This window comes from Rhodococcoides corynebacterioides, assembly GCF_019834675.1.
GTDB classification, from domain to species: Bacteria; Actinomycetota; Actinomycetes; order Mycobacteriales; family Mycobacteriaceae; genus Rhodococcoides; species Rhodococcoides corynebacterioides_A.
In genome coordinates, this window is the sequence record NZ_JABUBU010000003.1 from 102,298 (window position 1) to 126,756 (window position 24,459).

A 24,459-nucleotide genomic window follows, 5' to 3' on the forward strand; every position below is an offset into this window, starting at 1 on the left:
TCAGCGACCGCCGTACTTCCACACCACCCGGTTCTCCAACCACTGCAGCGCGATGGTGGGCGGCAGGGCCATGAGGAGGATCAGCACCACGGTGCCCATGATGTTCTCCATCCGCACGAGGCTGACGTTGCGCAGCAGCTCGTAGCCGATCCCGGCGGACGACGAGAACATCTCGGCGAGCAGCAGTCCCAGGAAGGCGAGCCCGAACGTCATCCGCATTCCGGTGGCCAGGGACGGCAGGACGGACGGAATCACGATCTGTCGGACCAGTCGCGGCCATCCCACCTGCAGCGAGGCGGCCATCTTCAGGTGAATGCGGTGAACCGACGCGGTGCTCTCCACGGCGACGAGAAACATCGGGACGAACGCGGCGTAGAACGTGAACCCCGCCCGGCTGAGCTCTCCGATTCCGAGGAAGGACAGGAAGATCGGGTAGAGCACGATCTTCGGGATGCTGTTGATCGCGTAGAAGATCGGCAGGATCGCGCGAGTCCAGAAGGCACTGAGCCCGAGCGCCAGACCGAGGAGCGAGCCGAGCACGGTGCTGGCCAGGAAGCCGATCACCAGGATGCGGATGGAGTCGAGCACGTTCGCCCGGAAATCCTCCTTGCCCAGGTCCTCAACCAGGGACCGCACTGCTTCCGCCGGGTTCGGGAAGATGGTGCTGTCGGCGACCACCGCGGCGACCCACCAGAGGGCAACGCCGGCGACGGCCACCACCAAGGGTGGAACCACGCGGCGAGCGGCGGACATCCCCGCCGACGTCGAACGGGTGGGCGTCGGCGGCACGGCGGGCACAGTGGCGGCGCCGGCCTCGGCCGGTCCCGCGGTGGGCGTGGCCTGCGTCATCAGCGACGCCTCCAATCGAATCGGTTGAGCAGAGCGGAGATCCCGAAGGTCGAGATCAACGCGACGGCGGCGACCACGAGGATGCCGGCGTACATCTCCGCGATGTCGAAGCTGTCGTAGGCGATGGAGATGAAGTGACCGAGACCCTGCGTCGACAGGATGAACTCGCTCGCCAGCACCGAGATGATGGCGTAGGACAGCCCGAGCTTGAGCCCGGTCACGATGTTCGGCAACGCGTACGGCAGCAGAATCGACCGGAAGAACTGCCACCGCGTCAGCATCAGGGTGGTACCGAGCTTGGTGACGATCGGCGAGACCGCCGCGAATCCGTTGCGCGCATTGAGTGTCACCACGCCGAACGCGAAGACGGTCGACAGCACCCCGATGGGGGTCACGCCCGCGCCGAAGAGCACCACCATGATCGGGTAGAGCGCGAAGGTGGGTACCGCGTAGTACACGTTGAGGTAGGGCTCGAAGGCCCGGTCCCACAGCTCGAATCGCCACAGCACGTACGCCGCCGCGACGCCCAGGACCCCACTGGCGACGAACGCCATGGCGATAATGGCGAGCGTTCGCCCGAGTTCGCCGACCAGGAAGTCCGGATCGGTGAGCAGGTCCACCGCGGTGAAAGCCATGTCCGAGACGGGGACGATGTCCAGCGGTGAGGCGAAGAACCGCGCGATGACATCGACCACGATCAGCACTGTGATCAGCACCGCCGCCGTCCACCCCCAGTGCGGGAGTCCCGCGACGGAAGACGGTGCCGGGCGCACGTAACCGGGTACGACGGAGCGGTTCTCGGTGCGCTCGCTCATCGGGTGGCGCTCATCGTCTTCTTGGCTTCCTCACGCAGCGACGACCAGATGCGTTCGTGCAGCACGACGGCCTCAGGGCTGGCCAGCACGTCCTCGGAGCGCGGACGCGGCAGGTCGACGGTCACCTCGTCGATGAACCGACCGGGACGAGCGCTCATGACCATCACCCGGTCGGACAGCAGCACCGACTCCTGGATGCTGTGCGTGATGAAGAGGACGCCGCAGGTCAGCTTGTCGACGATCTGCAGCAGCTCGTGCGACATCACCAGGCGCGTCTGCTCGTCGAGGGCACCGAAGGGTTCGTCGGCCAGGATGAGGTCGGGTTCCATCGACAGGCATCGGGCAATGGCCACGCGCTGCCGCATGCCGCCCGACAACTGCGTCGGGTAGTGGTCGCCGAACCGGGACAACCCGACGGTCTCCAGCAGTTCGTCGGCACGGGCCCGCCGCTCCTTCTTCGGCACGCCCCGCACCTCGAGGGCGAACGCGACGTTGTCCCGCACTGTCCGCCACGGCAGTGTGGCGGACTCCTGGAAGATCACGGCGGTGCGCGAGCGCGGCCCCGTCAGCGGGCGTTCGTCGATGGTCACCGTTCCGCTGTCGTGGTCCTGCAGTCCGGCGAAGATCTCCAGCAGGGTGGACTTACCGCAGCCGCTCGGACCGACGATGGAGACGAATTCGCCGCGGCCGATGGACAGGTCGATGTCGTCGAGTGCCGTGACCGAGCCGAAGTGGCGGGAGACCGAGGACGCGACGGCGATGGGCGATGTGCCGGTCGCGGCCGGGGTGGACTGGGTGTTCGAAGAGGTCATGGTGGGTCCGCTTTCGTGTGGGCGGTGGTCAGGCACAGTCGCCGGGGATGTCGGTGGCCGCACCCTCGGGCAGGAAATCGGGGTCGAAGAGTGTGCAGAAATCGGGGTCACGGTCACTGCCCGACGCTTCGACGCCGGCCTGGGCGGATTCGATCGCTGCGGGGTCGAACCCGCCACCCCAGGTGCCGACGGACGACGCTCGCTCCACCACCGCCAACGCCGCCGGAACGTCGAAACCGGTGTAGGCGGCATAGATTCGTGCGGCCGCATCCGGATCGGTCCGGATGGACTCGACGGCCTCGGTGTAACCGGCGTTGATGGCACGGACGACGCCGGGGTTGCTCGCGGCGTAGTCCTTCGTGGTGGTGATGGTCGACTGCAGGAAGCGTTCCAGGTAGTCCGGGCTCGACACGATCAGCCGGAAATCGTCCGGCCGCTGCTCGGCGACGATGGACGGGATGAGTGCGATGTCGACCGACCCCGCCTCGAGCAGCGCGAGCCCCTCTCCGATGCCGCCGGTGGAGACACGTTCGATCCGATCGGCATCCGCGCCCGCGAGGGACGGAAGCAAGCGGGTGAGCGCATCGGACGCGGAATTCGGTCGGGTGTAGGCCCAGCGCCGAACGTCGTCGATCGACTGGATGCTCGAATTCGACGCCAGGGCATAGAAATTCATGGGGTACGGCCCCTGGGTTCCGCCGCCGACGATCCGCAGCTCGGATCCGCCGGCGTCGGCCTGCACGATCGACGGGTAGCTCACCTCACCGATGGGGATGTTGCCGTCGAGGAGGGTGCGCATGGTGGCGCTGCCGCCCTTGCCGGGCACGATGTTCTCGACGATCACGCCGTGTTTCTCGAACAGTCCCTGCTGCTGGGCGACCAGCCAGGGGATGCTGTAGATCTCGGCCGCCGCCGACACGGTGACGTCGATGGACACCGGGTTCGCGGGATCGGCATCGGGTCCAGGACCGGAGCTACAGGCGGAGGCTCCGAGGGTCGCCGCGAGAGCGGCGGCCAGGAGCAGGCGATGGGTTCTCATGGGTGATCCTCGCTGCTCACCGGACGACGGGTGAGCCGGGTCGGTCGAAGGCACTCCGCGAACGAGTCGACTGATGCGGGGCCGCGTTCATCACAAACATATGATATTTGACGTAAGAATGGCGCGAAACGGACGATTTCACGTCCATTCGACACCTGATCGCGACCTAAAGATCAGATGGTTAGGCCGAGCCGGGCCGCATGGTGTGCCACCGCGTCACGGCCTGGTACCGCTCACCCACCCCGAAGAGCGCCCCCTCGTGCCCGACCGGGGCGGTCAGCTGCATCCCCACCGGCATACCCGAGACACGATGAAAGCCCACGGGCACAGCGAGAGTCGGGCCTTCGTGCAACGACCAGGGATAGGTGAACTGCCCCATTCGACGCGACTGCGCCAGGACGTCGTCGCCACCGTCGATCGGCGGCACGTCGACGGGCATCGTGGGGGTGAGCACCACGTCGACGGCGTCGAACAGCGGGGCGAGCCCGTCGCAGAATCGACGACGCGCGTCGGCCGCGTCGCGCCGATCGGCCTCGGATATTCCGAGGCCCAGCGAGATTCGCTCCAGGGTGGCCGGCTGGAAGAGGTCGGGACGCGTGTCCAACCGATCGCGGTGGATCCGCGCGGCGTCGTGATAGATCGCCGTGTAGACGACGTCCTGCGCCGAGGTCGCCCCCGGCACCTCGATGGGCACAATCTCGTATCCGAGCATCGCCAGGTCGTCGACGGCCGTCGAGACGGCCTCGGCCACAGCGGGATCGACGTCGGCGGTGACGAACACGTCGGGCACACCGATGCGTCGCACCGTCCGCGCGAGAGGCGGACCGGCCAGCGCCGCGAACGCGTCCGCGACCTCGCGCACCGTCCGGGCCATCGGCCCCACGGTGTCGAAGTCCGGGCTGACGGGAAACACACCGTCGTTGCTGATCGCTCCGCGGCTCGGGCGGAGGCCGGTGACCCCGCAGGCCGAGGCGGGCAGGCGGACGGACCCGCCGGTGTCGGTGCCGAGCGCGAGGTCCACGATGCCGGCCGCCACGGCCGCGCCGGACCCGCCGCTCGATCCCGCCGGTACGCGCGTGGTGTCCCACGGATTACGCGGACCGCCGGCGGCGGAGTTCTGCGAGGTGACGCCCACGGCGAATTCCGCCATGTTCAGGGTGGCGACGACGGCGGCACCCGCCGCGCGCAGTCGGCGCACCACCTCGGCGTCGGCGTCGGCCACGCGGTCGGCGAAGAACCGGGACGCGCAGGTCGATCGGACGCCGGCGACGTCGATGTTGTCCTTGACGCCGACCCGGACACCGGCCAGCGGGCCGTCTCCGGACCCGGCGTCGTCGATCCACGTGACGACGCTGTTCACCTGCTCGTCGATCCGCTGCGGGGACGGGCCGCGGGAGGCGGCCCGTCCCCCGTTCACCATCAGGCCGCGCTCGCGCGGAGGTCGGCGGTGGCCTTCTCGTCGATGGTCCACGAGTCGACGTCGACCGCCACGCCGTAGTCCCGACGTGCGTCCTCGGCGGTGATGTACTCGTCCCACACGTCGCTCAGGACCTGGAAGGGGTCCCGCTCGAACGGATTTCCGAATCCGCCGCCGGACGGCAGCTTGATCTCGAGGGTGTCGCCGGACTTGATGGTCTCCTGGGTGACCTTCGAGTACAGCACCTCCTCGCGATCGGTCCCGGCGTTGCGGGTGAAGGATCCGGAGACGCCGTCGTGGCCGCCGAGTGCACCGGCGGGGGCGTCGGACCGGTTGTCCGCCTCGGAGCCGAGGAAGGTGTCCGTCTCCATCAGCCACTTGCGCACGCTGCCGATACCGCCGCGCCACTTGCCGGGAGCCGGCGCCTCGTCGCGCAGTTCGTAGCGCAGCGCCCGCATCGCGTGGTTGAGCTCCAGCTCCTCGATGGGGTTGTTGCGGGTGTTGGCCATGAGGGCGTCGACGGCGTCCATGCCGTCCTTGCCGTTACGGCCGCCGTAGGAGCCCTCGTTGATCTCGATGTACACCCAGTACGACTCGCCGTCGGGCGCGATGCCGGAGTAGGCGATGGCGCAGAGCGCGGCGGACGACCCGGCGACAGCATGGTCCGGCAGAACCGGCGCCAGGGCCAGGTTGATCGAGTCGAAGACGCGGTTGACCTGGGAGAAGCGCGCGAAGCACGACGCCGGGAAGTCCGGATTGAAAATCGTGCCCTCCGGTGCGTACGCCTTCACGGGGCGGAAGCAGCCGTCGTTCTGGGGCACGAAGTCCTCGGTGACGTCCTCGTCGAGCAGGATCGTCCGGATCGCCGAGACCGCAACGGGAAGAACGGATCCCTCGAACGGCACGTTGAAGGCCGTCGGCACCTGACTGTTGGAGCCGGTGAGGTCGATGAGGATGTCCTCGCCGTCCACCTGCACCCGCACGGCGACCTTCAGCGGCTCGTCGCGGTTCTTGCCGTCGTCGTCGAGGTAGCCCAGGGGCGCCTCGTAGCTGCCGTCCGGAATCTCCCGGATCTTGTTGCGCAGCTTGGTCTCGGAGTAGTCCATCCACCGCTCGCCGGCACTCATGACCGTGTCGAGGCCGTACTTCTCGAGCAGTTCGGTGAATCGCTTCTCGCCGATGCGGGAGCAGGCGATGAGGGCCTCGAGGTCGCCGCGGTTCTGCTCCGGGGTGCGCACGTTGTCCAGGATGTGCTGGATCAGGTAGTCGTTGCGGACGCCGGCCTCGTAGATCTTCATCGAGTCCATGAGCTTGCCCTCGGCCCAGACGTCGACGACGTCCATACAGAGACCCGGGAAGTTGCCACCGACGTCGGAGACGTGACCGGTGCACCCGGCGAATCCGATGTGCTCGCCCTGCCAGAAGATCGGAATGATGACGCCGTAGTCCGGCGAGTGCGCCGCACCGTGATACGGGTGGTTGTGCAGGATCACGTCGCCCGGCTTGTACGTGCCGGCCAGTCGCCGGTTCACGCCGCGGATGTAGGCGGGGATCGAACCACAGTGCATCGGAGTGGAATCCGACTCGCACAGCTCGCGACCGTTGACGTCGAAGATGCCGGCGCCGAGGTCCTCGGACTCACGGATGAGACTCGAGTACGCCATGCGATAGAGGACCTGCGCCATCTCCTTGGCCATGGACTGCAGGGCGCCACCGATCACCCGCAGGGTGATCGGGTCGACGTCCACGTCGTTCCACGTGCGGGTGGCCTCGCCGGCGAGCGAGACTCCCGTCGTGGGCATCAGCGCCTTGCTCATGCGGACTTCCTCTCGATGATGATGTGACCGACGGCATCGACGGTGGCGTGCTGGTTCATGCCGATGATGGTGGTGGAGTCGAACTGCTCGACGATGGCCGGACCGCTGATCTCGTTGCCCGCCAACAGCTGCGAGCGTTCGTAGACCGGGGTGTCGACCCACTCGGGGGCTGCGGTGTCGTCCTTCCAGAACAGCGCACGGGCCGTCGTCTTGATCGCGCCCGACGCATCCGCGGTGCCGCGCTCGATCTCGGCGATCTGCACGTGCGGGACGGCGCCGACGCCGGTGACGCGCACGTTGACCAGCTGTACCGGCTTGTCGTCGAACCGCTGGGAGTAGGTGCGCCCGTGGGCCTCGTGGAACGCCTCCGCCGTCGTCTTGACCCAGACGTCGTCGATCTCACCGTCCGGCGCCTGGACGCGCAGCTCGTACCCCTGTCCGACGTACCGGCAATCGACGCTGCGTTCGAGCGAGATGTTCTCCGGCGCGATGCCATCGGCTTCGAGCTGGGCGACGGCCTGCTTCGACAGGCGGTCGATCTGGTCCTTCAGCAGCTCGATGTCCGGGTCGGCCGACGACGTCCACACGGTGGTGGGCTCCTCGTACCTGATGTCGGTGGTCAGCAGGCCGACCGCCGAGGTGATGCCGGGGTGACCGGGGACGATGACGCGCGGGATGCCGAGCTGATCGGCGATCTGCCAGGCGAACAGCGGCCCGGCACCGCCCTCGGCGATGAGGGAGAAGTCCCGGGGGTCGTAACCCTTGCGCACCGAGTGCAGGCTGATCGCCTCGGTCATCGAGTGCGCCAGAATCTTGAAGATGCCCATGGCGGCGTCGTCGATCGAGGTGTTCAGCTTGTCCGCGATGTGCGTCTGGATCGCGGTGCGCGCGAGCTCCGGCTGCACCTCCATGGTGCCGGACAGGAAGCTGTTCTCGCGGAGCCAGCCCATCATGACCATGGCGTCGGTCGAGGTCGGCTCGGTGCCGCCGCGGCCGTAGCAGGCGGGGCCGGGGACGGCGCCGGCGCTGCGCGGACCGACACGGAACATTCCGCCGTCGTCGACGACGGCGATGGACCCGCCGCCCGCGCCGATGGTGTCGACCTCGGCCATGGGCACCATGGCGTGGTAGTCGCCGATTCTGGTGTCCAGCAGGTGCTTCATGCGCAGCGCGCCGTCCGGTGCGACACCGACGTCGGCGGACGTTCCGCCCACGTCGAGGGTGATGACGCTGGGGTAGCCCGACGCCTTGCCGATCGCGCAGCCGCCGAGCAGTCCGGCGATCACGCCGCTGGTGAGCAGCGAGACGGGGATCTCGGTGGCGCTGCGGGAGGTGACGAGGCCACCGGCCGACGTCATGAGATGGACGTCCTCGCCCACCTGCGCGTCGCGCGCCTTCCGGGCGAGGTTCTCGATGTACTGGCTCGTCTTCGGTCCGATGAACGCGTTGAGCGCCGCCGTCGAGAAGCGTTCGTACTCACGGTATTGCGGCGCGACCTCGCTCGAGAGGGAGACGAACACGCCGGGAAACTCCTCGGCGATGATGGCCTTGACCCGCTGCTCGTGCGTGGGGTTGCGGTAGGAGTGCAGGAACGCAACGGCGATGGCCTGCACGCCGCGCTCGCGCAGCAGTCGAACCTGCTCGCGCACCGCGTTCTCGTCCAGCGGGGTGAGGACGTTGCCGGCGGCGTCGATGCGCTCGGGCACCACGCGCCGGTTGCGGCGCGGGACCAGCTGCCACTTCTGCCAGGGCAGGTCCTGGTAGTTCGAATAGTTCAGCGGGCGCTTCTTGCGGGCGATGTGCAGGAGGTCGCGGAAACCCTCCGTGGTGATCATGCCGACGTCGCACCCGTTGTGCTCGAGAACGATGTTGGTGGCCACGGTGGTGCCGTGGAAGAACATGTCGATCTCGGACGGGTCGATGCCGGCGCGCTCGGCGAGGACGGCGATGCCGTCCATCGTGCCGATCGAGGGATCGTGGTTGGTCGACGGCGTCTTGTGGACCACCACCGTGCCGTCGTCGTCCCACAGCACCAGGTCGGTGAACGTGCCACCGACGTCGACTCCGATTCGTTTCATGTGCCATCCGTTTCTGCTGTCGGCGCTCGCGTGCGGAGCGGAAAGGTCGGGCCGTGCGAGGCCGGTGCCGAAGATCCGAGGCCGCGACCGAGGGCCCGTGCGCGGGCCCGACGTCGACGACTCGGAGGTGATCGTGGCCACCCCGATCGGGTGACACGAGTCATAGTGCTCCACCTCTGTTTCGAAAGCAATACCTCAGATGTTTCGGCCGTGTGAAGCCTCGATCCACCCCCGGCACCGCCCCATCCCCACCGGGTCTCGCCGAAAGAGCCGACCTTTACCCGTTTCCGCGAGACACCCTCATCCCCCGCCGCGGGCCCCGTCCGCGCGCTACGCTCGGGCGGTCTCGCCCCGGCGAACCCCCTGACGGAAGGCCCGCTCGACGTGACCGACACCCCGACCAAGTCCGGCCCCGCCTACGCGGTGCTCGCCGCGCGGCTGCGTGAGCGCATCCTCTCCGGCGACCTCCAGCCCGGCGAACGCCTGCCCGGCGACGCGGAACTGACGGCGGAGTTCGGGGTCGGACGCAGCACCATCCGCGAGGCCCTGCGGTCACTGGCGAGCCAGAACCTCATCCACACCACCCGCGGCGTGACCGGCGGCAGCTTCGTGGCCACGCCCAGCGTCGGGCACATCAGCGAGCATCTGGAGACGGGCGTCGCGCTGATGACGGCGGCGGAGACCGTGACGGTCGATCAGTTGATGGAGGTGCGCAACCTCATGGAGGTGCCGGCGGCGGGGCTGGCCGCGTTCCGGCGCACCGAGGAGGACCTGGCGCAGCTGCGGGAGACCATCTTCGATCCCACCGAGACGCAGGGACCGGACACCTTCGCCAAGAACCAGGAGTTCCACCTCGTGCTGCTGCGCGCGAGCCGCAACCCCCTCCTGGAGCTCATCACCGCGCCCGTCTTCCGCGTGCTGTCCAAGCGTTTCGGCCGCGACCATGCGCCCGACGGGTTCTGGGAATGCGTCGACCACGACCACCGCGCCATTCTCGAGGTGGTCGAGTCCGGGGATTCGATGACCGCCATGAACGAGATGCGACGACACCTCGACCACCTGGGCGGCTCGTACCGGCAGATGGACATGTTGCGCACCTCGTAACCCGCAAAAGATCTGCTTTTTGATTCGACGAACGCCGCCCCACCTCGCCACATCGTGCGGAATTGCCCTCTTGACGCCGTAATCATCTGATGTTTATGGTCGACGCACTGGCTTCGCCGACCCGACACGAGGAGATTCCGTGGCAACCCACCCGGCCGTTCTTGGGCGCTTCTTCGAGGATTACGTGGTGGGGGACGTGTACCAGCACCCCCTGGGCCGCACGATCACCGAGACCGACAACACGTGGATCACGCTGCTGTCGATGAACACCAACCAGAACCACTTCAACGCGCACCTCGCCGCGCAGAACCCCATCACCGAGGGTCGCGTGATCGTGAACTCGGGATTCACCGTGGCCGTGGTGCTCGGCATCTCGGTGCTCGACATGAGCCAGAACGCCATCTCGAACCTCGCGTTCACCGACATCAAGATGTCGCACCCGGTGTACGAGGGCGACACCATCTACGCCGAGAGCATCTGCACCGGCCTTCGCAAGTCCGAGTCGCGCCCCTACGCCGGCATCGTCTCCATGATCACCCGCGGCCTCAATCAGGATGGCGTCGAGGTCATTTCGTGGAAGCGCTCGGTCATGGTCGCCACTCGCGAGAGCGGCATCGGCCAGAACTATTTCCCCGCAGCACAGAACGGGCCGCTGCAGCTGCCCGAGGAGAAGGGTGCCACCGCATGAAGCCACTCGAGGACGTCCGCATCATCTCGCTCGAGCAGTACGGCGCCGGCCCGTTCGGCAGCCTCCATCTCGCCGACCTCGGGGCCGACGTCATCAAGATCGAGGACCCGAACGCCGGCGGCGACGTCGGCCGCTACGTCCCCCCGTTCAACGAGGGCGAGGACTCACTGTTCTTCGAGTCCTTCAACCGGAACAAGCGCAGCCTCTCGCTCGACCTGTCGACTCCGGCCGGGCGCAGCGTGTTCGAGGACCTGGTGCGCGGTGCCGACGCGGTGTACTCCAACCTGCGCGGCGACGTTCCGGCCAAGATCGGCATCACGTACGACGATCTCAAGCACCTCAACCCCGCCATCGTGTGCTGCAGCCTGACCGGCTTCGGCATGACCGGCCCGCGGGCCAAGGAGCCCGGCTACGACTACATCCTGCAGGGCCTCGCCGGCTGGATGTCCGTCACCGGTGATCCGGACGGCCCGCCCACGAAATCCGGTCTGTCGCTGGTGGATTACTCCGGCGGGTTCGTCGCCGCGATCAGTTTGCTGTCCGGACTGCACGCCGCGCGTCGCGACGGCATCGGTGGCGACTGCGACGTCTCGCTCTACGACACGGCGATGAGCCTGCTCACCTACCCGGCGACATGGCATCTCAACGCCGGCTTCGAGCCCGTGCGGACCAAGAACTCCGCCCACCCGTCGCTGGTCCCGTTCCAGGCCTTCGAGGCGAGCGACGGCTGGCTGATCGTCGGCTGCGCGAAGGAGAAGTTCTGGGAGCGCCTGGTGGTCGCCATCGGTCGCCCGGAACTCGGCCAGGATCCCCGCTTCATCAGCTTCGCTCTGCGCGGGCAGAACAAGGACGTGCTGCTGCCGATGCTCGAGGACACCTTCGCCACGAACACCGTGGCGCACTGGTTGTCCCTGCTCGGTCCGGCCGGTGTGCCGTCGGGACCGATCAACGACGTTGCGCACGCCCTCACCGAACCGCACACGATCGCACGGAATCTCGTCGTCGAGACCGAACATCCGGTGTACGACACGGTGAAGCAGGTCGCCTCGCCGGTCAACTTCGGTCCCGAGCGTCCCACGTACCGCCGCGCCCCGCGTCGCAACGAGGACTTCGCCGACGTCGTGAAGGAACTGGGGTACGACGCGGACCGGGTGGCCGACCTCTCGTCGGGCGGTGCCTTCGGACCGGTCGAGGCCACCGTATGACCTCGACCGTGCTCGCCGAGTGGGCGGCCGACCTGGGACTGCCCGACCTGTCGCACGACGTCCGCCACGCGACCGCGCGGCACCTCATGGACGGCGTCGGGAACGCCGTCGCCGCAGCACGATTGGATTACGGTCGGCCCGCGTGGACGGTGGCCACCGCGCTCGGCGGACCCCCCGAGGCCCGGCCGCTGACCGGGACGCAGGCGCTGTCGGCGCCGGCCGCCGCCTTCGCCAGCGGGGTGATGGTGCACGCCCTGGACTTCGACGACACCCACGCCGGAGCGCTGGTCCACGCCACCGCCGTCACCCTTCCCGCCGCCATCGCGGTCGGCCAGGAACGCGCCGCGTCCGGGGCCGACGTCCTGCTCGCCGGGGCCATCGGTCTCGAAACCGCGTGCCGTCTCGGCGCCGTCAGCCCGCACGGATTCCATTCCGGCGGTGTGCACGCGACCGGCGCCGTCGGTCCCCTGGTCGCCGCGCTCGTCGCGGGCCGGTTGTCCCGGCTCACGTCGGCAACCCTGGTCCACGCACTCGGTATCGCCGGGTCGTCCGGCGCCGGCCTGCTCGAGTTCCTCGACACCGACGCCGACACCAAGGCGCTGCACCCCGGCTCGGCGAGTCTGAACGGCGTCCTCGCCGCACGCCTCGCCGCGGCCGGCGCCACCGGACCGTCGTCCGTGCTCGAAGGGCGCCGCGGCCTGTACGCCGCACTGACGTCGCGGCCCGCCGACTTCACCGCGCTGACCGACGGTCTCGGAATTCGCTGGGAAGCAACGCGTATCGGCATCAAGCCGTACCCGAGCTGCCAGTTGATGCACGTCGCTCTCGACGCGGTCTCCGCGGCCGTGGCCGGTCACGACGTCACCGCGTCCGACATCGCCGACGTCGAGGTGGCCGTGCACTCGGACTCGCTGCCCATCGTCTGCGGCCCCAACGCCGGCGTCGCGGCTCCACGGAGCACCTACGACGGCAAGTTCGATCTGCCCTGGAGCGTCGCTGCGCTGCTGCACGACGGCGTGGTCGACGTCGCCACCTACACCGACGACTCCATCGCCCGCCCCGACGTGCTCGACACCGCTCGCCGCGTCCGCTCGGTCGAACTGGTCACCGACGGCCCTGCCGCTGCTGCACCGGGCCGCGCCGTCGTCACGCTCACGGATGGCCGCGTCCTCACCGGGTCCGTCGACGGAAGTCGAGGCAGCGCAGCACTTCCGCTGTCCGACGACGACCTCACCGACAAGTTCCTGGCCAACTGCGGCCACCAGCCCCGGGCGAAGGAACTGTCCGCCCGGCTCCTCGACCTCGCCGGCGAATCGGACCTCACGGCCGTGCTCGACCTCGCCGCCGCCCTCGCCTCTTCCTCCTGAGACAGTCAAAGGACTCACCATGGACTTCACGTTCGACGAACAGCAAACCGCGTTCCGCAAGGCTCTCCGCACCTTCGTGGACAAGGAGATCGTCCCCGTCGCGAGCGAGTGGGAGCGCTCCGGCCGCTACCCCACCGAGATCGTCGACCACATGAAGGCGATGGGCCTCTTCGGCATCACCACGCCGGAGGAGTACGGCGGCATCGACCTCGACAAGGTCTCCTTCACCCTCGTGTACGAAGAACTCGCCCGCGGGTGGATGGGCATCGCCGGCATCGTGGGCAGCCACAACCTCTCGTGCTGGATGATCGCCAAGCACGGCACCGAGGAGCAGAAGCAGTCCCTGCTCCCCAAGCTGTCCGCGGGTGAGTGGCGCACGGGCGTCGGCCTCACCGAGCCGGGTGCGGGGACCGATCTGCAGGGCATCAAGACCACCGCCAAGCGCGACGGCGACCACTACGTCGTCAACGGCGCCAAGACGTGGATCACCAACGCGCGCCACGCGAACGTGCTGCCGGTGCTGGTGAAGACCGACGCCTCGGCCACCCCGCCGCACAAGGGCATGAGCCTGCTGCTGATCGACACCTCCACCGAGGGCTTCGAGGTGCAGCGGGACATGGGCAAGCTCGGCTACAAGGGCACCGAGTCCTGCGAGATCACCCTCGAGAACGTCCGCGTGCCGGTCGACGCCCTCCTCGGCGGGGTCGAGGGCCGCGGTCTGCAGCAGGCACTCTCGGGCCTCGAGATCGGCCGCCTCAACATCGCCGGCCGTAGCGTCGGCATCGCCCAGGCCGCGTACGACGCCGCGCTCCAGTACGCCAAGGAGCGCACGGCGTTCGGTCAGCCGATCGCCGACTTCCAGGCCATCCAGCTCAAGATCGCCGACATCGCCACGCAGCTGCAGGCCGCCCGACTCATGACGTACTGGGCTGCCTCGCAGGCGGACTCGGGCAAGCGCGTCGACATGGAGGCCGGGATGGCCAAGTACTTCGCCTCCGAGACCGCCATCACCGCGAGCCTCGAAGCCATGCGCATCCACGGCGGCTACGGCTACTCCACCGAGTTCGTGGTCGAGCGCCTCTACCGCGACGCGCCGCTCATGGCCATCGGCGAGGGCACCAACGACATCATGCGCACGGTCATCGCCAAGTCCCTCGTCGCGGGATCGAGTGTGATCGGGTGAGCGGCGCCCTCACCTACCTCTACGTTCCCGGCACCAAGCCCGAGCGGTTCGACAAGGCGCTCGCCTCCGGTGCCGACGCCGTCGTCCTCGATCTCGAGGATGCGGTGGCGTTGCAGGACAAGGACTCCGCCCGGCGGACGGTGGCCGACTGGGTCGCCGCGGTCGAACCCGGTGACGTGGAGATCTGGGTCCGGGTCAATCCGGGAACGCTGCAGGAGGACGACGTCCGTACGGTCGCCCACGCGACGCTCACCGGGTTCTGGCTGCCCAAGGTCGGATCGGCCGACGAGGTGGCCGCGATGGACACCCTGCTCACCGAGGTGTGCCCGCAGGCCGTGGTGTCCCCCATGATCGAAACGGGCGGCGGGGTGTTCGAGGCGCTGTCGATCGCGCGGGCTCCGCGGGTGCGCTTCCTGCAGATCGGCGAGGTCGATCTGGCCGTCGACCTGGGCGTCGACGCCGAGACCGACGACAGCGCGCTGCTCTTCGCCCGGTCGCAGGTGGTCGCGGCCAGTGCGGCGGCGGGGGTGCAGGCTCCGCTCGCCGCGGTGTCCCGCAACTTCAGGGACGTCGAGGCGTTCACCGCGGACTGCCGCCACCTGGCGCGGCTCGGTTTCGTGGGGCGGGCGTGCATCCACCCCGCGCAGGTCACGGCGGCACGGGACGTCTGGTCACCGACCGACGACGACGTGCGGAAGGCGCAGGCGATCCTCGCGGCGCTGGAGGCCGACGGTGCGGGGGTGGACGCCGACGGGTATCTGATCGACGAGGCCGTGGCCAAGCGGGCGCGGCGGGTTCTCGAGCACGTGAACTGAGCACGGTGTGCGCCTCGGCGGCCTCGCGCGCGAGATCCCGCCGTCGGAGCCGGCGAGGCTCACACCTCGCTTGCGACCGGACCCTCCGGCCGCGCCGACCGGGCAGGTGGTGGAATGGGTCGGCCAGTCCGACCGACCCCGGGAGACCGATGAGCACGCACCCGTTCGACGACGCCCTCGAGCTCGAGCAGCTCGGTGACGGACGCTTCCGGGGCCGCACCACCGCGCCGTACAACAACATGGTGGGGCCGTTCGGCGGCGTCACCGCGGCAATCCTCGTGCGGGCGATCGAGCTGCACCCCGACCGGCTGGGCGATCCGGTGAGTCTGACCGTCAACTTCGCCGGGCCGGTGGCAGAAGGCCCCTTCGACATCCAGGCGCGGGCGGTGCGCACCAACCGCAGCAATCAGCACTGGTACCTCGAGCTCTCCCAGGACGGCACGGTCGCCACCACCGCCACCGCGGTGTTCGGCACCCGCCGGGAGACGTGGGACGACATCGAGTCCTCCCCGCCCGCCGTTCCTGCGCCCGTGGAGGTCGAGCGTGCCGGACTGCCGGACTTCATCGCGTGGGCGCAGAACTACGAGATGCGCTTCCACGCAGGCGCTCTGGACGAGAGCGGGTCGGCCGACTCCGTCGCGACGCTGTGGGTGCGCGACTCCCCGCCGCGTCCCCTGGACCACGTCGCCCTCACCTCGATGACCGACATCTTCTACCCCCGCGTGTTCCAGCGCCGCGGGCAGTACCTGCCGGCGGGCACCATCTCGCTCACCATCCATTACTTCGCGACGGCGGAGGACCTCGCCGCCCACGGCGACGCTCACGTGTTAGCGACGGCGCACGCGCGTCGCTTCCACCGCGGCTACTTCGACCAGTCGGCCGAATTGTGGTCGGCGAGTGGCGAGCTCCTCGCCACCGGGCACCAGGTGGTCTATTACAAGGGCCGACAGCCGTTTCCGCTCCCACTGCGCGGCGCACCCGGCACTATGTGATCGGGACCACTCGCCGACCCGAGGAGCGCCATGAAGAGCACGATGCAGGACACCCCGCTGTCGATCGGACAGCTCGTGCGGTTCGGAACGTCGATCCATGCGACGGCGACGGTGACCACCTGGTCCGAGACGGGCCCGACCACCGTGACGTTCGCCGATCTCGGGCGCCGCGCGGCGCAACTGGCGCACGGATTGCGCTCCCTCGGTGTCGACGGGGATCAGCGCGTCGGCACCTTCATGTGGAACAACTCGGCCCACATGGAGGCGTACATGGCGGTGCCCGCGATGGGCGCCGTGCTGCACACCCTGAACATCCGCCTCTTCCCCGAGCAGCTCACCTACATCGTCGAACACGCCGAGGATCACGTGATCATCGCGGACGGCAGCCTCCTCCCCCTGCTCGTCCCGCTGCTACCGACCATGCCGACGGTGCGGCACCTCGTGGTGGTCGGGGCCGATCCGAGCTCGGTGGACGCACCCGACGCCATCACCGTGCACGGCTACGACGATCTCCTGGCCGGCCGTCCCGAGACCTTCGACTGGCCCGAGCTCGACGAGACCGACGCCGCGGCAATGTGTTACACCTCCGGCACCACCGGCGACCCCAAGGGGGTCGTGTACTCCCACCGCTCGATCTGGCTGCACTCGATGCAAGCGTGCATGACCGACGCGATGGCGCTGTCGCAGCGGGACTCCGTGCTCGCGATCGTGCCCATGTTCCACGCGATGTCGTGGGGCCTGCCCTACGCCGCTCTCATGGTCGGGGCGTCGCTCATCATGCCGGACCGGTTCCTCCAACCCGCGCCGCTGGCCGAGATGCTGTCGACCCTGCGCCCCACCGCGACCGCCGCGGTGCCGACCATCTGGCAGGCGCTGCTCGTGCACCTGGAGGAGCACCCCGTCGATCTGTCGAGCCTGCGCGAGGTGCTGGTGGGCGGAAGTGCATGCCCGCCCAGCCTGATTCGCGCGTTCCGCGAGAAGTACGGCGTGCCGATCTCCCAGGCATGGGGCATGACGGAGACGTCGCCGCTGGGCACGTCCGGCCGTCCCGACGCCGGCCTCTCGCCGGAGGACGAATTCGACCGTCGGTGCACCCAGGGGCGCTTCGTCGCCGGGGTCCGGGCACGGCTGGTCGACGACGCCGGCACCGTGCTGCCGTGGGACGGGCAGCAGGTCGGCGAGCTCGAGGTGCGCGGCCCGTGGATCACAGGAAGCTATTACCGCGCAGACGGTTCCGACAAATTCGACGACGGGTGGCTGCGTACCGGCGACGTCGGCACCATCTCCCCCGAGGGCTACCTCACCCTCACCGACCGATCCAAGGACATCATCAAGTCCGGCGGGGAGTGGATCTCGTCGGTCGAGCTCGAGAACCACGTCGTCGAGCACCCGGCCGTGCTGGAGGCCGCCGTCATCGGTGTGCCGGATCCGAAGTGGGACGAGCGTCCGCTGGTCGCCGTCGTGGTGAAGGACGGCCAGTCGGTCACGCCCGAGGAACTGCGGGAGTTCCTCGACGGGCGCGTCGCCCACTGGCAACTGCCCGAGCGGTGGACGTTCATCGACGAGGTGCCCAAGACCAGCGTGGGCAAGTACGACAAGAAGCGGCTGCGGGGATCGCATGCCGAGGGGAAGCTCGACGTCATCGAGTTGGGCTGACCCGAACCGCAGGTGTGGCAGATAATTACGGAGAGCACGACCGAGGGGGAGGTTCCGACCTTGAACTCCACGCCATCATCACATGTTCGCAGTGAGCTGTTCGCGTCGGCGCAGTCCGTCGGACGCGTGACCGGTCGCGGTGCCACCGAGCAACTTGCACACTGGGCGAGGATTGGGCGGGAAGTAGAGGCGTCCCGTCACCTGCCGTCTCGTGAGATTGCCGAGGTCCTCTCGGGTCGGCAAAGTTACGACACGCTCGATCCGCCTGCTCAGGCCGTCGTTCGCGCGGAATGGGTCGAGCGAGTCGACGCACTCAGCAGCAGCCTCGATCTACGCAGCGACTTCGAGTCGGAGGGCCGACCCTACGTGGAGTGCAATAATCCTGATGACGTGATCGCGCGTGGTGCCAGCTCGTCGAGCCGCCGCACTGGCCTTCATGGGCCCCCGCAGCTCTGACGAGCTCCACGTCATCCAGCTGAGCCGAGCACCTCGCGCAGGGTGGCGGCGAACTCGTCGGGCTTGCCCATCTGGCCGTATTCGCCGCCCAGGAAGCCGTTGTGGCCACCGGGGAAGACGACGGGACTGCGCCCCAGGGCGGCGGCGACGGCATGGGCTGCGCGACCGGCCAGTTCGCCGTCGTCGGGTCCGCCCGACTCCTCCCCCACGGCAAGAACGATGCGTGTCGACGCCTGTCGCAGACGGTCGACATCGGCCGCGTAGTCGCATCCGGGTCCGCGCAGGTTCGACATGAGCGGATCGGTGCGATCCCCGGTGTCGTCGGTCGGCATCCCGAACTGCGCGGGGTCGGGCGCGGGCTGCGCGAGGTAGTCGTCGTCGACCTTCCCACGATGCATGGCAATGCCGATGAATTTCGCCATGGCCCAGCCCATTCCGGACGCGTCGTAGGTGGCCACGATGTCGGCGCACACGGCGGAGATGGCAGCCCCGTCCGTGAGAACGCCGCCGGCGGGTGGTTCGTGAGCGACGAGTGTGCGCATCGCGTCGGGATGACGCTCGACGCACGCAAGGGCGTTGACGGCGCCACCGCTGGAGGCGAACACGTCGACCGGACCGGTACCGAGAGCGACGATCAGCGCGTGGAGGTCATCCGCATGTTGCTCCGGCGTCACGGCCGCCGTGGGCTCGTCGCGTCGCCTCCGTCCGGCGTTGCGCGGGTCGTAGGTGACGACGGGTCGGTCCACGATCCTGGACCGCAGGGACCCGAATCCGACCGCATCCATCGGTGACGCGACGAGAACGAGGGGCGTTCCCGACGACAGGTCGCCGTGGACGTCGTAGGTGAGGGTGGCGCCGTCGACGGCGAGGGTGCTGGTGGTCATGCCGTATCGACTCGACGAGCGAGCGGAACTCATCACCCGGCCGGGCGGTACTGCAGCACGACGGCCCCGGACCGGAGGTCACGACGGTCGACCAGCTCGAGATCGACGGCGTGGCGCAGGCCGCCGAACACCGACGGCCCGTGGCCCACGATCCTCGGGTGCACGATGAACTCGTACTCGTCGATCAGGCCCATCTCGGCCAGCGCTCGCGGAAGCTGCACGCCGCCCGTCGCGATGCCGGTGCCCGGCTGCGCTTTCAGCGCTTCCACGGCTGTCCGCAGATCACCCTGCACCAGCTCGGCGTTCCAGTCGACGCTCGTCAGCGTGGACGAGACCACGAACTTGCGGGCGGCGTCGATCGCGCGGGCGAAGGGGTCGTCGGGATCGGACGGGCCACGGAACGCTTCCTCCATCATTCGGTAGATCACTCGGCCGAACAGCAGCGCGTCCGAGCGCGCGAAGTTGTCCGCGGCGACCTGGTGCAGTTCCTCGTCGGCCGGGATGGCCGTGTGGTCGCAACACCCGTCGATCGAGACGTTGATGGAGTAGCGGAGGGGGCGCATCGAGCAAGGCTACGGCCGGGCGGTGGGGCGGGTTGTCGGTTCGATCGGTCAGACTGCTCGCGATGCCTCCTCGCAAACCCACCACCACCGCCCGCACCGTCCGCGCCGGCAGCCGCCGCGCCGCTCTCACCCGGAAGCCGCGCCGAACGGCAACGCGGAAGTCCGCCGACCCGGACCTCCGCGCTCCCGCTCCCGGCGAGCGCGTGTGGGTGCTCGACGTGCCGTTCGAGGACCGCTCCGCGGCGGGCGCGGCCGGTGCTCGGTGGCAGGCCGGGCCGGGAGTGTTCGCCTACTACGGCACCGAACTCCCTGAATTCCTGCAGCCGTACGAGTCCTCGCCGTACAGCCTGCAGCGGTGGCTCGAGGACGACGCGAACGAGTCCTCCAATGACGAGGTCACCATCCGCGCCCGCTCCATGACCCCGCGGGAGACTCAACTCGAGTCGGTGCGCCGCCAGCTGGCAGCGATCGAGAGCGGTGTCCCGTACTTCGCACAGATGGATTCGACGGGCCTGGGCAAGACCTTGTCGGTGTGCGAGGCGGTGCGGCAGATGCCCGACGTCGCCACCGTCCTGGTGGTCGCGCCCAAGGGCGCGCTGCCCGGCTGGCGCCGCACCATCGCCGACAGCGAGGCCGATCTCGACCCCGCCGAGCGCAAGCGGTGGCTGCTGGTGACGTACCAGTCGACCAAGAAGCTGCTGTCCGTGCCGGCGGACACCGATCTGGGCAAACGTAAACGGACCCAGAACAAGCGGACCATCGCGCTCGGCGACCTGCGCTTCGACATCGACGTGGTGATCGCGGACGAAGCGCATGCGCTGATGAACATCGAATCGCAACAGTCGCAGATCGTCTGGCGCTATCAGGAAGCCGCGAGCGCCGTCGTGTGGATGTCGGCCACGCCCGGTTATCAGCCACTCCATTTCGCCTACATGGCGCGCGCCGTCGAACGGGCCCGCGGGGTCGACATCGTGGGTGACGACGGGGCGCTGGGCTACGCCCTCACCGTTCGATGGGCGCACTTCCTGGAGGAGTCGGGCTTCGCCGTCAAGGCCGGCACGGCGTCGACCGGATTGACGACGTGGCGCTGGGACCCCGACGACGCCGCGCAGCGCGCCCGCGACATCGACGCCGTGCACCGGTGGCTCTCGGGAGGTGCTGTGCCGTGGTCGATCTCACGTCCGTCGCCGCCCACGCCGCGGGAACCGCTCGGCCAGGAACTGACCGCCGCCCAGAAGCGTCTCTATAACGCCGCGTGGGTGGACTACCGCAAGGAGGTCGGCCTCCCCGTGTGGACGACGTCCGGTGGTCGCCGGGTACTGCAGAAGAACCCGAGTGTGCGGGCGGCAACGCTCCGGTTCCGCCAGAAGTGTTCGTATCTGCGCATTCCCGCGTCGGCCGATCAGGTGCGGGCGTGGGTGAAGGCCGGAAATCAGGTGTTTGTGTCCATGTTCTATCGCGAGTCGGTCGCCGCTCTGGCCGAGGATCTCGGCGACAGCGGGCTCGAGGTCGCCGTGGTCGACGGCAGCATGAGCAGCGCCGAGCAGGAAGTCGCAATCCGCCGTTTCCAGACGGGCGCGGCTCCGGTGATCGTCTCGACCACCACGAGCGCGATCAACCTGCACACCAACGAGTTGCTGCTCCCCGAGGGGATGACGTCGACCCTCGCACCCCGCGTCACCCTGATCCACGACCCGCGGTGGACGCCCATCGAGATCCGGCAGATCGAGGGGCGGGCCAATCGCATCGACCAGGACCACAACCCCACGTCGTCGACCTGCTACTACGGCTACGCCGAAGGCACGGTCGAGGAGGAGATGGTGCTGACGGGAGTCGAGCGCATCGCCGATCTGGGCTCCATCGTCGGTCAGGCGGACCTCATCGATCCGGAGGCGTTCCTGGCCGCGCGGGTCGGCTGACCCTGGTCCCGCGCTCCCGTCGCACCCCTGACGCGCGGGATCCCGCCCGCAGCCGACGCCACCGGAGCAATAATTCCGCTACCCCCGCCGGGGCTCCACCACGAAGTCGTCCAGATCGGCGCTCCGCGTCATCTGCCAGTAGTCGACGATGCGCCAGGGCAGAGTCGAGACCACCCTCCCCGCGTCGTTCCGATACCAGTTGTCCATGCCCTCGTGCGTCCAGATCATGCGGGCGTGGGCGTCGTCGTGACGCTGGACGTAGTCCTGTTCCACGTCGGCCTTGACCTCGACGGCGCCCAGGTCGCGCTCGGCCATGGTGGCCAGTACGTCGAGGATGTAGCGCACCTGGCACTCGGCGATGGTGATGTAGCTGCCGCCGTGTCCGAGCACGGTGCCCGGTCCGCAGGTGATGAACAGGTTGGGGTAGTCGGGCACGGTGACCCCGAGGTACGCGTGCGCGTCCTCCTCGCCCCACGCCTCCCGGATCGAGCGACCCGACCGGCCGCGAACGTCGATGGGCGTCAACAGCTTGTGAGTCTCGAAGCCGGTCGCCAGGATCACGATGTCCACCTCGGCCACCGTGCCGTGAGCTCCCCGGACGTGATGCGCGTCGATGGACGCCACGGCTTCGGGAACGAGAGTCACATTGTCCCGCCGGAGCGCCGCGTACCACCCGTTGTCGAGCAACATCCGCTTGCCGAAGGGCGGGTAGTCGGGCAGCGCCTTCTCGATCAGGTCCGGTCGACCCTCGAGTTCCTTCTCGAGGTACCGCGTGAACACGCGCCGATGGGCGTCGTTCATCGCGTTGATCGACACGGCGGGGTTGCCCCACTCCGGGTCCTTCTGCAGCGACGGGTGGACTCGGTCGTTGAAGTTCCACGCCAACCGCGCGCGGTACCAGAGTCGGTACAGCGGAACGAGATCCATGAGGTAATTGACGTCGTCGACGATCGGCTCGAAGTACACGTCGCTCGGCGCCACCCACTGGGGCGAGCGCTGGAACACGGTCGCGTGCGCGACCGTCGACGCGATGGCCGGGAGCACCTGCATCGCACTCGCGCCGCTGCCCACGATGGCCACACGCTTCCCCGTCAGGTCGAGGTCGACCGGCCACTGCGCGGTGTGGAAGATCGGGCCGGCGAAGTCCTCGAGACCCGGGATGGGCGGAACCTTGGGTCGATTCAGCTGTCCGGTCGCCGTGATGACGACGTCGGCCGTCAGCACCTCCCCCGCCGCCGTCCGCACGGTCCAGCCCTGACGGTCGGCGTCGTACTCGGCCGTCGATACCTCGGTGTCGAACCTGATCTTCGACCGCAGATCGTGCTCGTCGGCCACGTCCGCGAGGTACTGCCACACCTCGTCGCGCTTGCCGAAGTGCGACGTCCACGCCCGCGGCGCGAAGGAATACGAGTAGAGGTGACTCGGCGTGTCGACGCCCGCGCCCGGGTAGGTGTTCTCGAACCATCCCCCGCCGACGTCCGAATTCTTTTCCAGAACGACGTGGTCGATCCCGGCTTCGCTCAGGCGGATCGAGGCCAGCATGCCCGAGACGCCGGCGCCGATAACGATTACCGATAGGTGCGACGGTCGGACCTCGCGCGGAGCCGGCACCGCGAAACCCATGTCCTCGGCGATCATCTCGGCGAACTCGGGCGGGACGGGCTCACCGACCGCAGCGCTGATCATCTCGATGAGCTGCTCGCCGGACGGGGCGGGTATCGCGACGGGTCGGCCGTTGACCCACGCCTCGATCGCGTCGACCGCCGCGCCGCGTATGCGCTCGGCCACGTCGGGAGCGAAGCCGCCACTGTCGTTGTCGTCCATACCGCGACTGCGGGTGGGCCGATGGGGATCGGTGAGCCAGGTGCGGTCGCCGGTGAGCTGGTGCAGCACGGCGACGAGCGTGGGCATGTTCGCCGACTCGACCGCACGCGTGAGCCGCTCGCGGTCGACGGTGACCTTGGGTGTCGACATGGTGCCTCCCTCGTCGGTCCGGGCCGGACCTCATCGAAACTAACCACAGTTAGGCATTTGCGGGCAAGGGCCTGCAGGCAATGCGATTCCCAGCTCGAACAACCCTTGACAATGTGTCCCACGCCACAGCATGCTGCGAACGCAACCTAACGGCGGACAGGCAAGGGGACAGCGATGGAACTCACCGAGGCGATGCGGACCACGGGAACGTGTCGGCGATACACGAAGGATCCCGTTCCGGACGAGGTTCTGCGCACCGCCTTCGACCACGCACGGTTCGGCCCCCAGGGCGGCAACCGCCAGCCCGTCCGCTGGATCGTCGTCCGCGACGCGGAGCGCAAGCAGGCACTCCAGGACCTCTACCTGCCGATGTGGGACGCCTATTTCAACGGCATCACGGGCGGGACGGTCTCGGTGGGCGCGCTGCCCAAGACGGTGCAGGACGCCGACTACTTCGCGCGCCACCTCGCGGAGGTCCCCGCGATCATCGTCGTGTGTGCCGCACTCGACGGCCTGCACCCCACCGACCACGAACTCGGTCGCCTGTCGGTGGTCGGCGGCGCCTCCATCTACCCCACCATGCAGAACCTCTGCCTGGCCCTGCGCGACCAGGGCGTGGCCACCGCGGTGACCACCCTGCTCTGCCACGAGGAGCCCGCCGTGCGGGAGATGCTGTCCATCCCGGACGAGTACATCACCGCCGCCCACATCGCGGTCGGCTATCCGGAGCGCGCGTTCCCCACCAAGCTGACGCGCAGCCCCGTCGAGGAGATCGTGGCGCTCGAGTCCTTCGACCGCCCGATGTTCGCCGCCACCGTCTGATTTC

General features: G+C 68.6%; 21 protein-coding genes. 11 read left to right on the forward strand and 10 right to left on the reverse strand.

Translation table 11 applies throughout. The features are described 5' to 3' along the window. The 7 genes from HQ603_RS06975 to HQ603_RS07005 all read right to left on the reverse strand — a co-directional run bounded on the left by HQ603_RS06975 (position 1) and on the right by HQ603_RS07005 (position 8,827). Positions 1-849: an ABC transporter permease gene (locus tag HQ603_RS06975; protein ID WP_261773496.1), complete on the reverse strand. Its 849-nt coding sequence runs from the start codon at positions 847-849 to the stop codon at positions 1-3. Next, positions 849-1,664 (reverse strand): ABC transporter permease, encoded by an 816-nt coding sequence (locus tag HQ603_RS06980; RefSeq protein WP_222683822.1) that lies wholly within the window; start codon positions 1,662-1,664, stop codon positions 849-851. The genes HQ603_RS06975 and HQ603_RS06980 overlap by 1 nt, the downstream gene beginning before the upstream one ends. Beyond that, complete coding sequence (locus HQ603_RS06985) at positions 1,661-2,476, reverse strand: ABC transporter ATP-binding protein (RefSeq protein ID WP_222683823.1); 816 nt, start codon at positions 2,474-2,476, stop codon at positions 1,661-1,663. The genes HQ603_RS06980 and HQ603_RS06985 overlap by 4 nt, the downstream gene beginning before the upstream one ends. Before the next feature lie 28 nt (positions 2,477-2,504). Continuing rightward, on the reverse strand, positions 2,505-3,515 hold the full coding sequence (locus tag HQ603_RS06990; RefSeq protein ID WP_222683824.1) for an ABC transporter substrate-binding protein: 1,011 nt from the start codon (positions 3,513-3,515) through the stop codon (positions 2,505-2,507). Between the two features lie 181 nt (positions 3,516-3,696). Next, entirely contained in the window at positions 3,697-4,935 is a 1,239-nt protein-coding gene (locus HQ603_RS06995; protein ID WP_222683825.1) for an amidase, read from the reverse strand. Then, positions 4,935-6,749, reverse strand: coding sequence for a hydantoinase B/oxoprolinase family protein (locus HQ603_RS07000; RefSeq protein WP_222683826.1), 1,815 nt, complete (start codon positions 6,747-6,749; stop codon positions 4,935-4,937). Before HQ603_RS07000 ends, HQ603_RS06995 begins: the two co-directional genes overlap by 1 nt. Continuing rightward, positions 6,746-8,827 (reverse strand): hydantoinase/oxoprolinase family protein, encoded by a 2,082-nt coding sequence (locus HQ603_RS07005; RefSeq protein ID WP_222683827.1) that lies wholly within the window; start codon positions 8,825-8,827, stop codon positions 6,746-6,748. Before HQ603_RS07005 ends, HQ603_RS07000 begins: the two co-directional genes overlap by 4 nt. 384 nt (positions 8,828-9,211) lie before the next feature. Here HQ603_RS07005 and HQ603_RS07010 point away from each other — a divergent pair, with 384 nt between their 5' ends. The 9 genes from HQ603_RS07010 (at position 9,212) to HQ603_RS19205 (ending at position 18,293) form a co-directional block, all read left to right on the forward strand. Further along, complete coding sequence (locus HQ603_RS07010) at positions 9,212-9,931, forward strand: FadR/GntR family transcriptional regulator (RefSeq protein WP_222683828.1); 720 nt, start codon at positions 9,212-9,214, stop codon at positions 9,929-9,931. A 139-nt stretch (positions 9,932-10,070) separates the two neighbouring features. Then, positions 10,071-10,619, forward strand: coding sequence for a MaoC family dehydratase (locus tag HQ603_RS07015; protein WP_222683829.1), 549 nt, complete (start codon positions 10,071-10,073; stop codon positions 10,617-10,619). Beyond that, complete coding sequence (locus HQ603_RS07020; protein ID WP_222683830.1) at positions 10,616-11,824, forward strand: CaiB/BaiF CoA transferase family protein; 1,209 nt, start codon at positions 10,616-10,618, stop codon at positions 11,822-11,824. Before HQ603_RS07015 ends, HQ603_RS07020 begins: the two co-directional genes overlap by 4 nt. After that, positions 11,821-13,191 (forward strand): MmgE/PrpD family protein, encoded by a 1,371-nt coding sequence (locus HQ603_RS07025; RefSeq protein WP_222683831.1) that lies wholly within the window; start codon positions 11,821-11,823, stop codon positions 13,189-13,191. Before HQ603_RS07020 ends, HQ603_RS07025 begins: the two co-directional genes overlap by 4 nt. Positions 13,192-13,210: 19 nt before the next feature. Next, positions 13,211-14,374: an acyl-CoA dehydrogenase family protein gene (locus tag HQ603_RS07030; RefSeq protein ID WP_167321820.1), complete on the forward strand. Its 1,164-nt coding sequence runs from the start codon at positions 13,211-13,213 to the stop codon at positions 14,372-14,374. Beyond that, on the forward strand, positions 14,371-15,189 hold the full coding sequence (locus HQ603_RS07035) for an HpcH/HpaI aldolase/citrate lyase family protein (RefSeq protein ID WP_222683832.1): 819 nt from the start codon (positions 14,371-14,373) through the stop codon (positions 15,187-15,189). The genes HQ603_RS07030 and HQ603_RS07035 overlap by 4 nt, the downstream gene beginning before the upstream one ends. A 149-nt stretch (positions 15,190-15,338) precedes the next feature. After that, entirely contained in the window at positions 15,339-16,181 is an 843-nt protein-coding gene (locus HQ603_RS07040) for an acyl-CoA thioesterase (RefSeq protein ID WP_222683833.1), read from the forward strand. A gap of 30 nt (positions 16,182-16,211) precedes the next feature. Beyond that, on the forward strand, positions 16,212-17,837 hold the full coding sequence (locus tag HQ603_RS07045; protein WP_222683834.1) for a long-chain fatty acid--CoA ligase: 1,626 nt from the start codon (positions 16,212-16,214) through the stop codon (positions 17,835-17,837). Between the two features lie 12 nt (positions 17,838-17,849). After that, positions 17,850-18,293, forward strand: coding sequence for a TA system antitoxin ParD family protein (locus HQ603_RS19205; RefSeq protein WP_371831001.1), 444 nt, complete (start codon positions 17,850-17,852; stop codon positions 18,291-18,293). Between the two features lie 11 nt (positions 18,294-18,304). On the opposite strand, the gene HQ603_RS07055 is transcribed toward HQ603_RS19205, so the two are convergent. Together HQ603_RS07055 and HQ603_RS07060 are read right to left on the reverse strand one after the other, a co-directional pair. Continuing rightward, positions 18,305-19,177, reverse strand: coding sequence for an alpha/beta fold hydrolase (locus tag HQ603_RS07055; protein WP_261773497.1), 873 nt, complete (start codon positions 19,175-19,177; stop codon positions 18,305-18,307). Between the two features lie 32 nt (positions 19,178-19,209). Then, positions 19,210-19,740 carry a dihydrofolate reductase family protein gene (locus tag HQ603_RS07060; RefSeq protein ID WP_222683836.1) on the reverse strand — a complete coding sequence of 177 codons (531 nt, stop codon included), beginning with the start codon at positions 19,738-19,740 and terminating at the stop codon, positions 19,210-19,212. A 62-nt stretch (positions 19,741-19,802) separates the two neighbouring features. On the opposite strand from HQ603_RS07060, the gene HQ603_RS07065 reads away from it, so the two are divergent. Further along, positions 19,803-21,659 (forward strand): helicase-related protein, encoded by a 1,857-nt coding sequence (locus HQ603_RS07065; protein WP_261773498.1) that lies wholly within the window; start codon positions 19,803-19,805, stop codon positions 21,657-21,659. A 78-nt stretch (positions 21,660-21,737) separates the two neighbouring features. On the opposite strand, the gene HQ603_RS07070 is transcribed toward HQ603_RS07065, so the two are convergent. After that, entirely contained in the window at positions 21,738-23,633 is a 1,896-nt protein-coding gene (locus HQ603_RS07070) for a flavin-containing monooxygenase (RefSeq protein ID WP_222683837.1), read from the reverse strand. Positions 23,634-23,807: 174 nt separating this feature from the next. Here HQ603_RS07070 and HQ603_RS07075 point away from each other — a divergent pair, with 174 nt between their 5' ends. Further along, complete coding sequence (locus HQ603_RS07075; protein WP_222683838.1) at positions 23,808-24,455, forward strand: nitroreductase family protein; 648 nt, start codon at positions 23,808-23,810, stop codon at positions 24,453-24,455. Positions 24,456-24,459 lie beyond the last annotated feature (4 nt).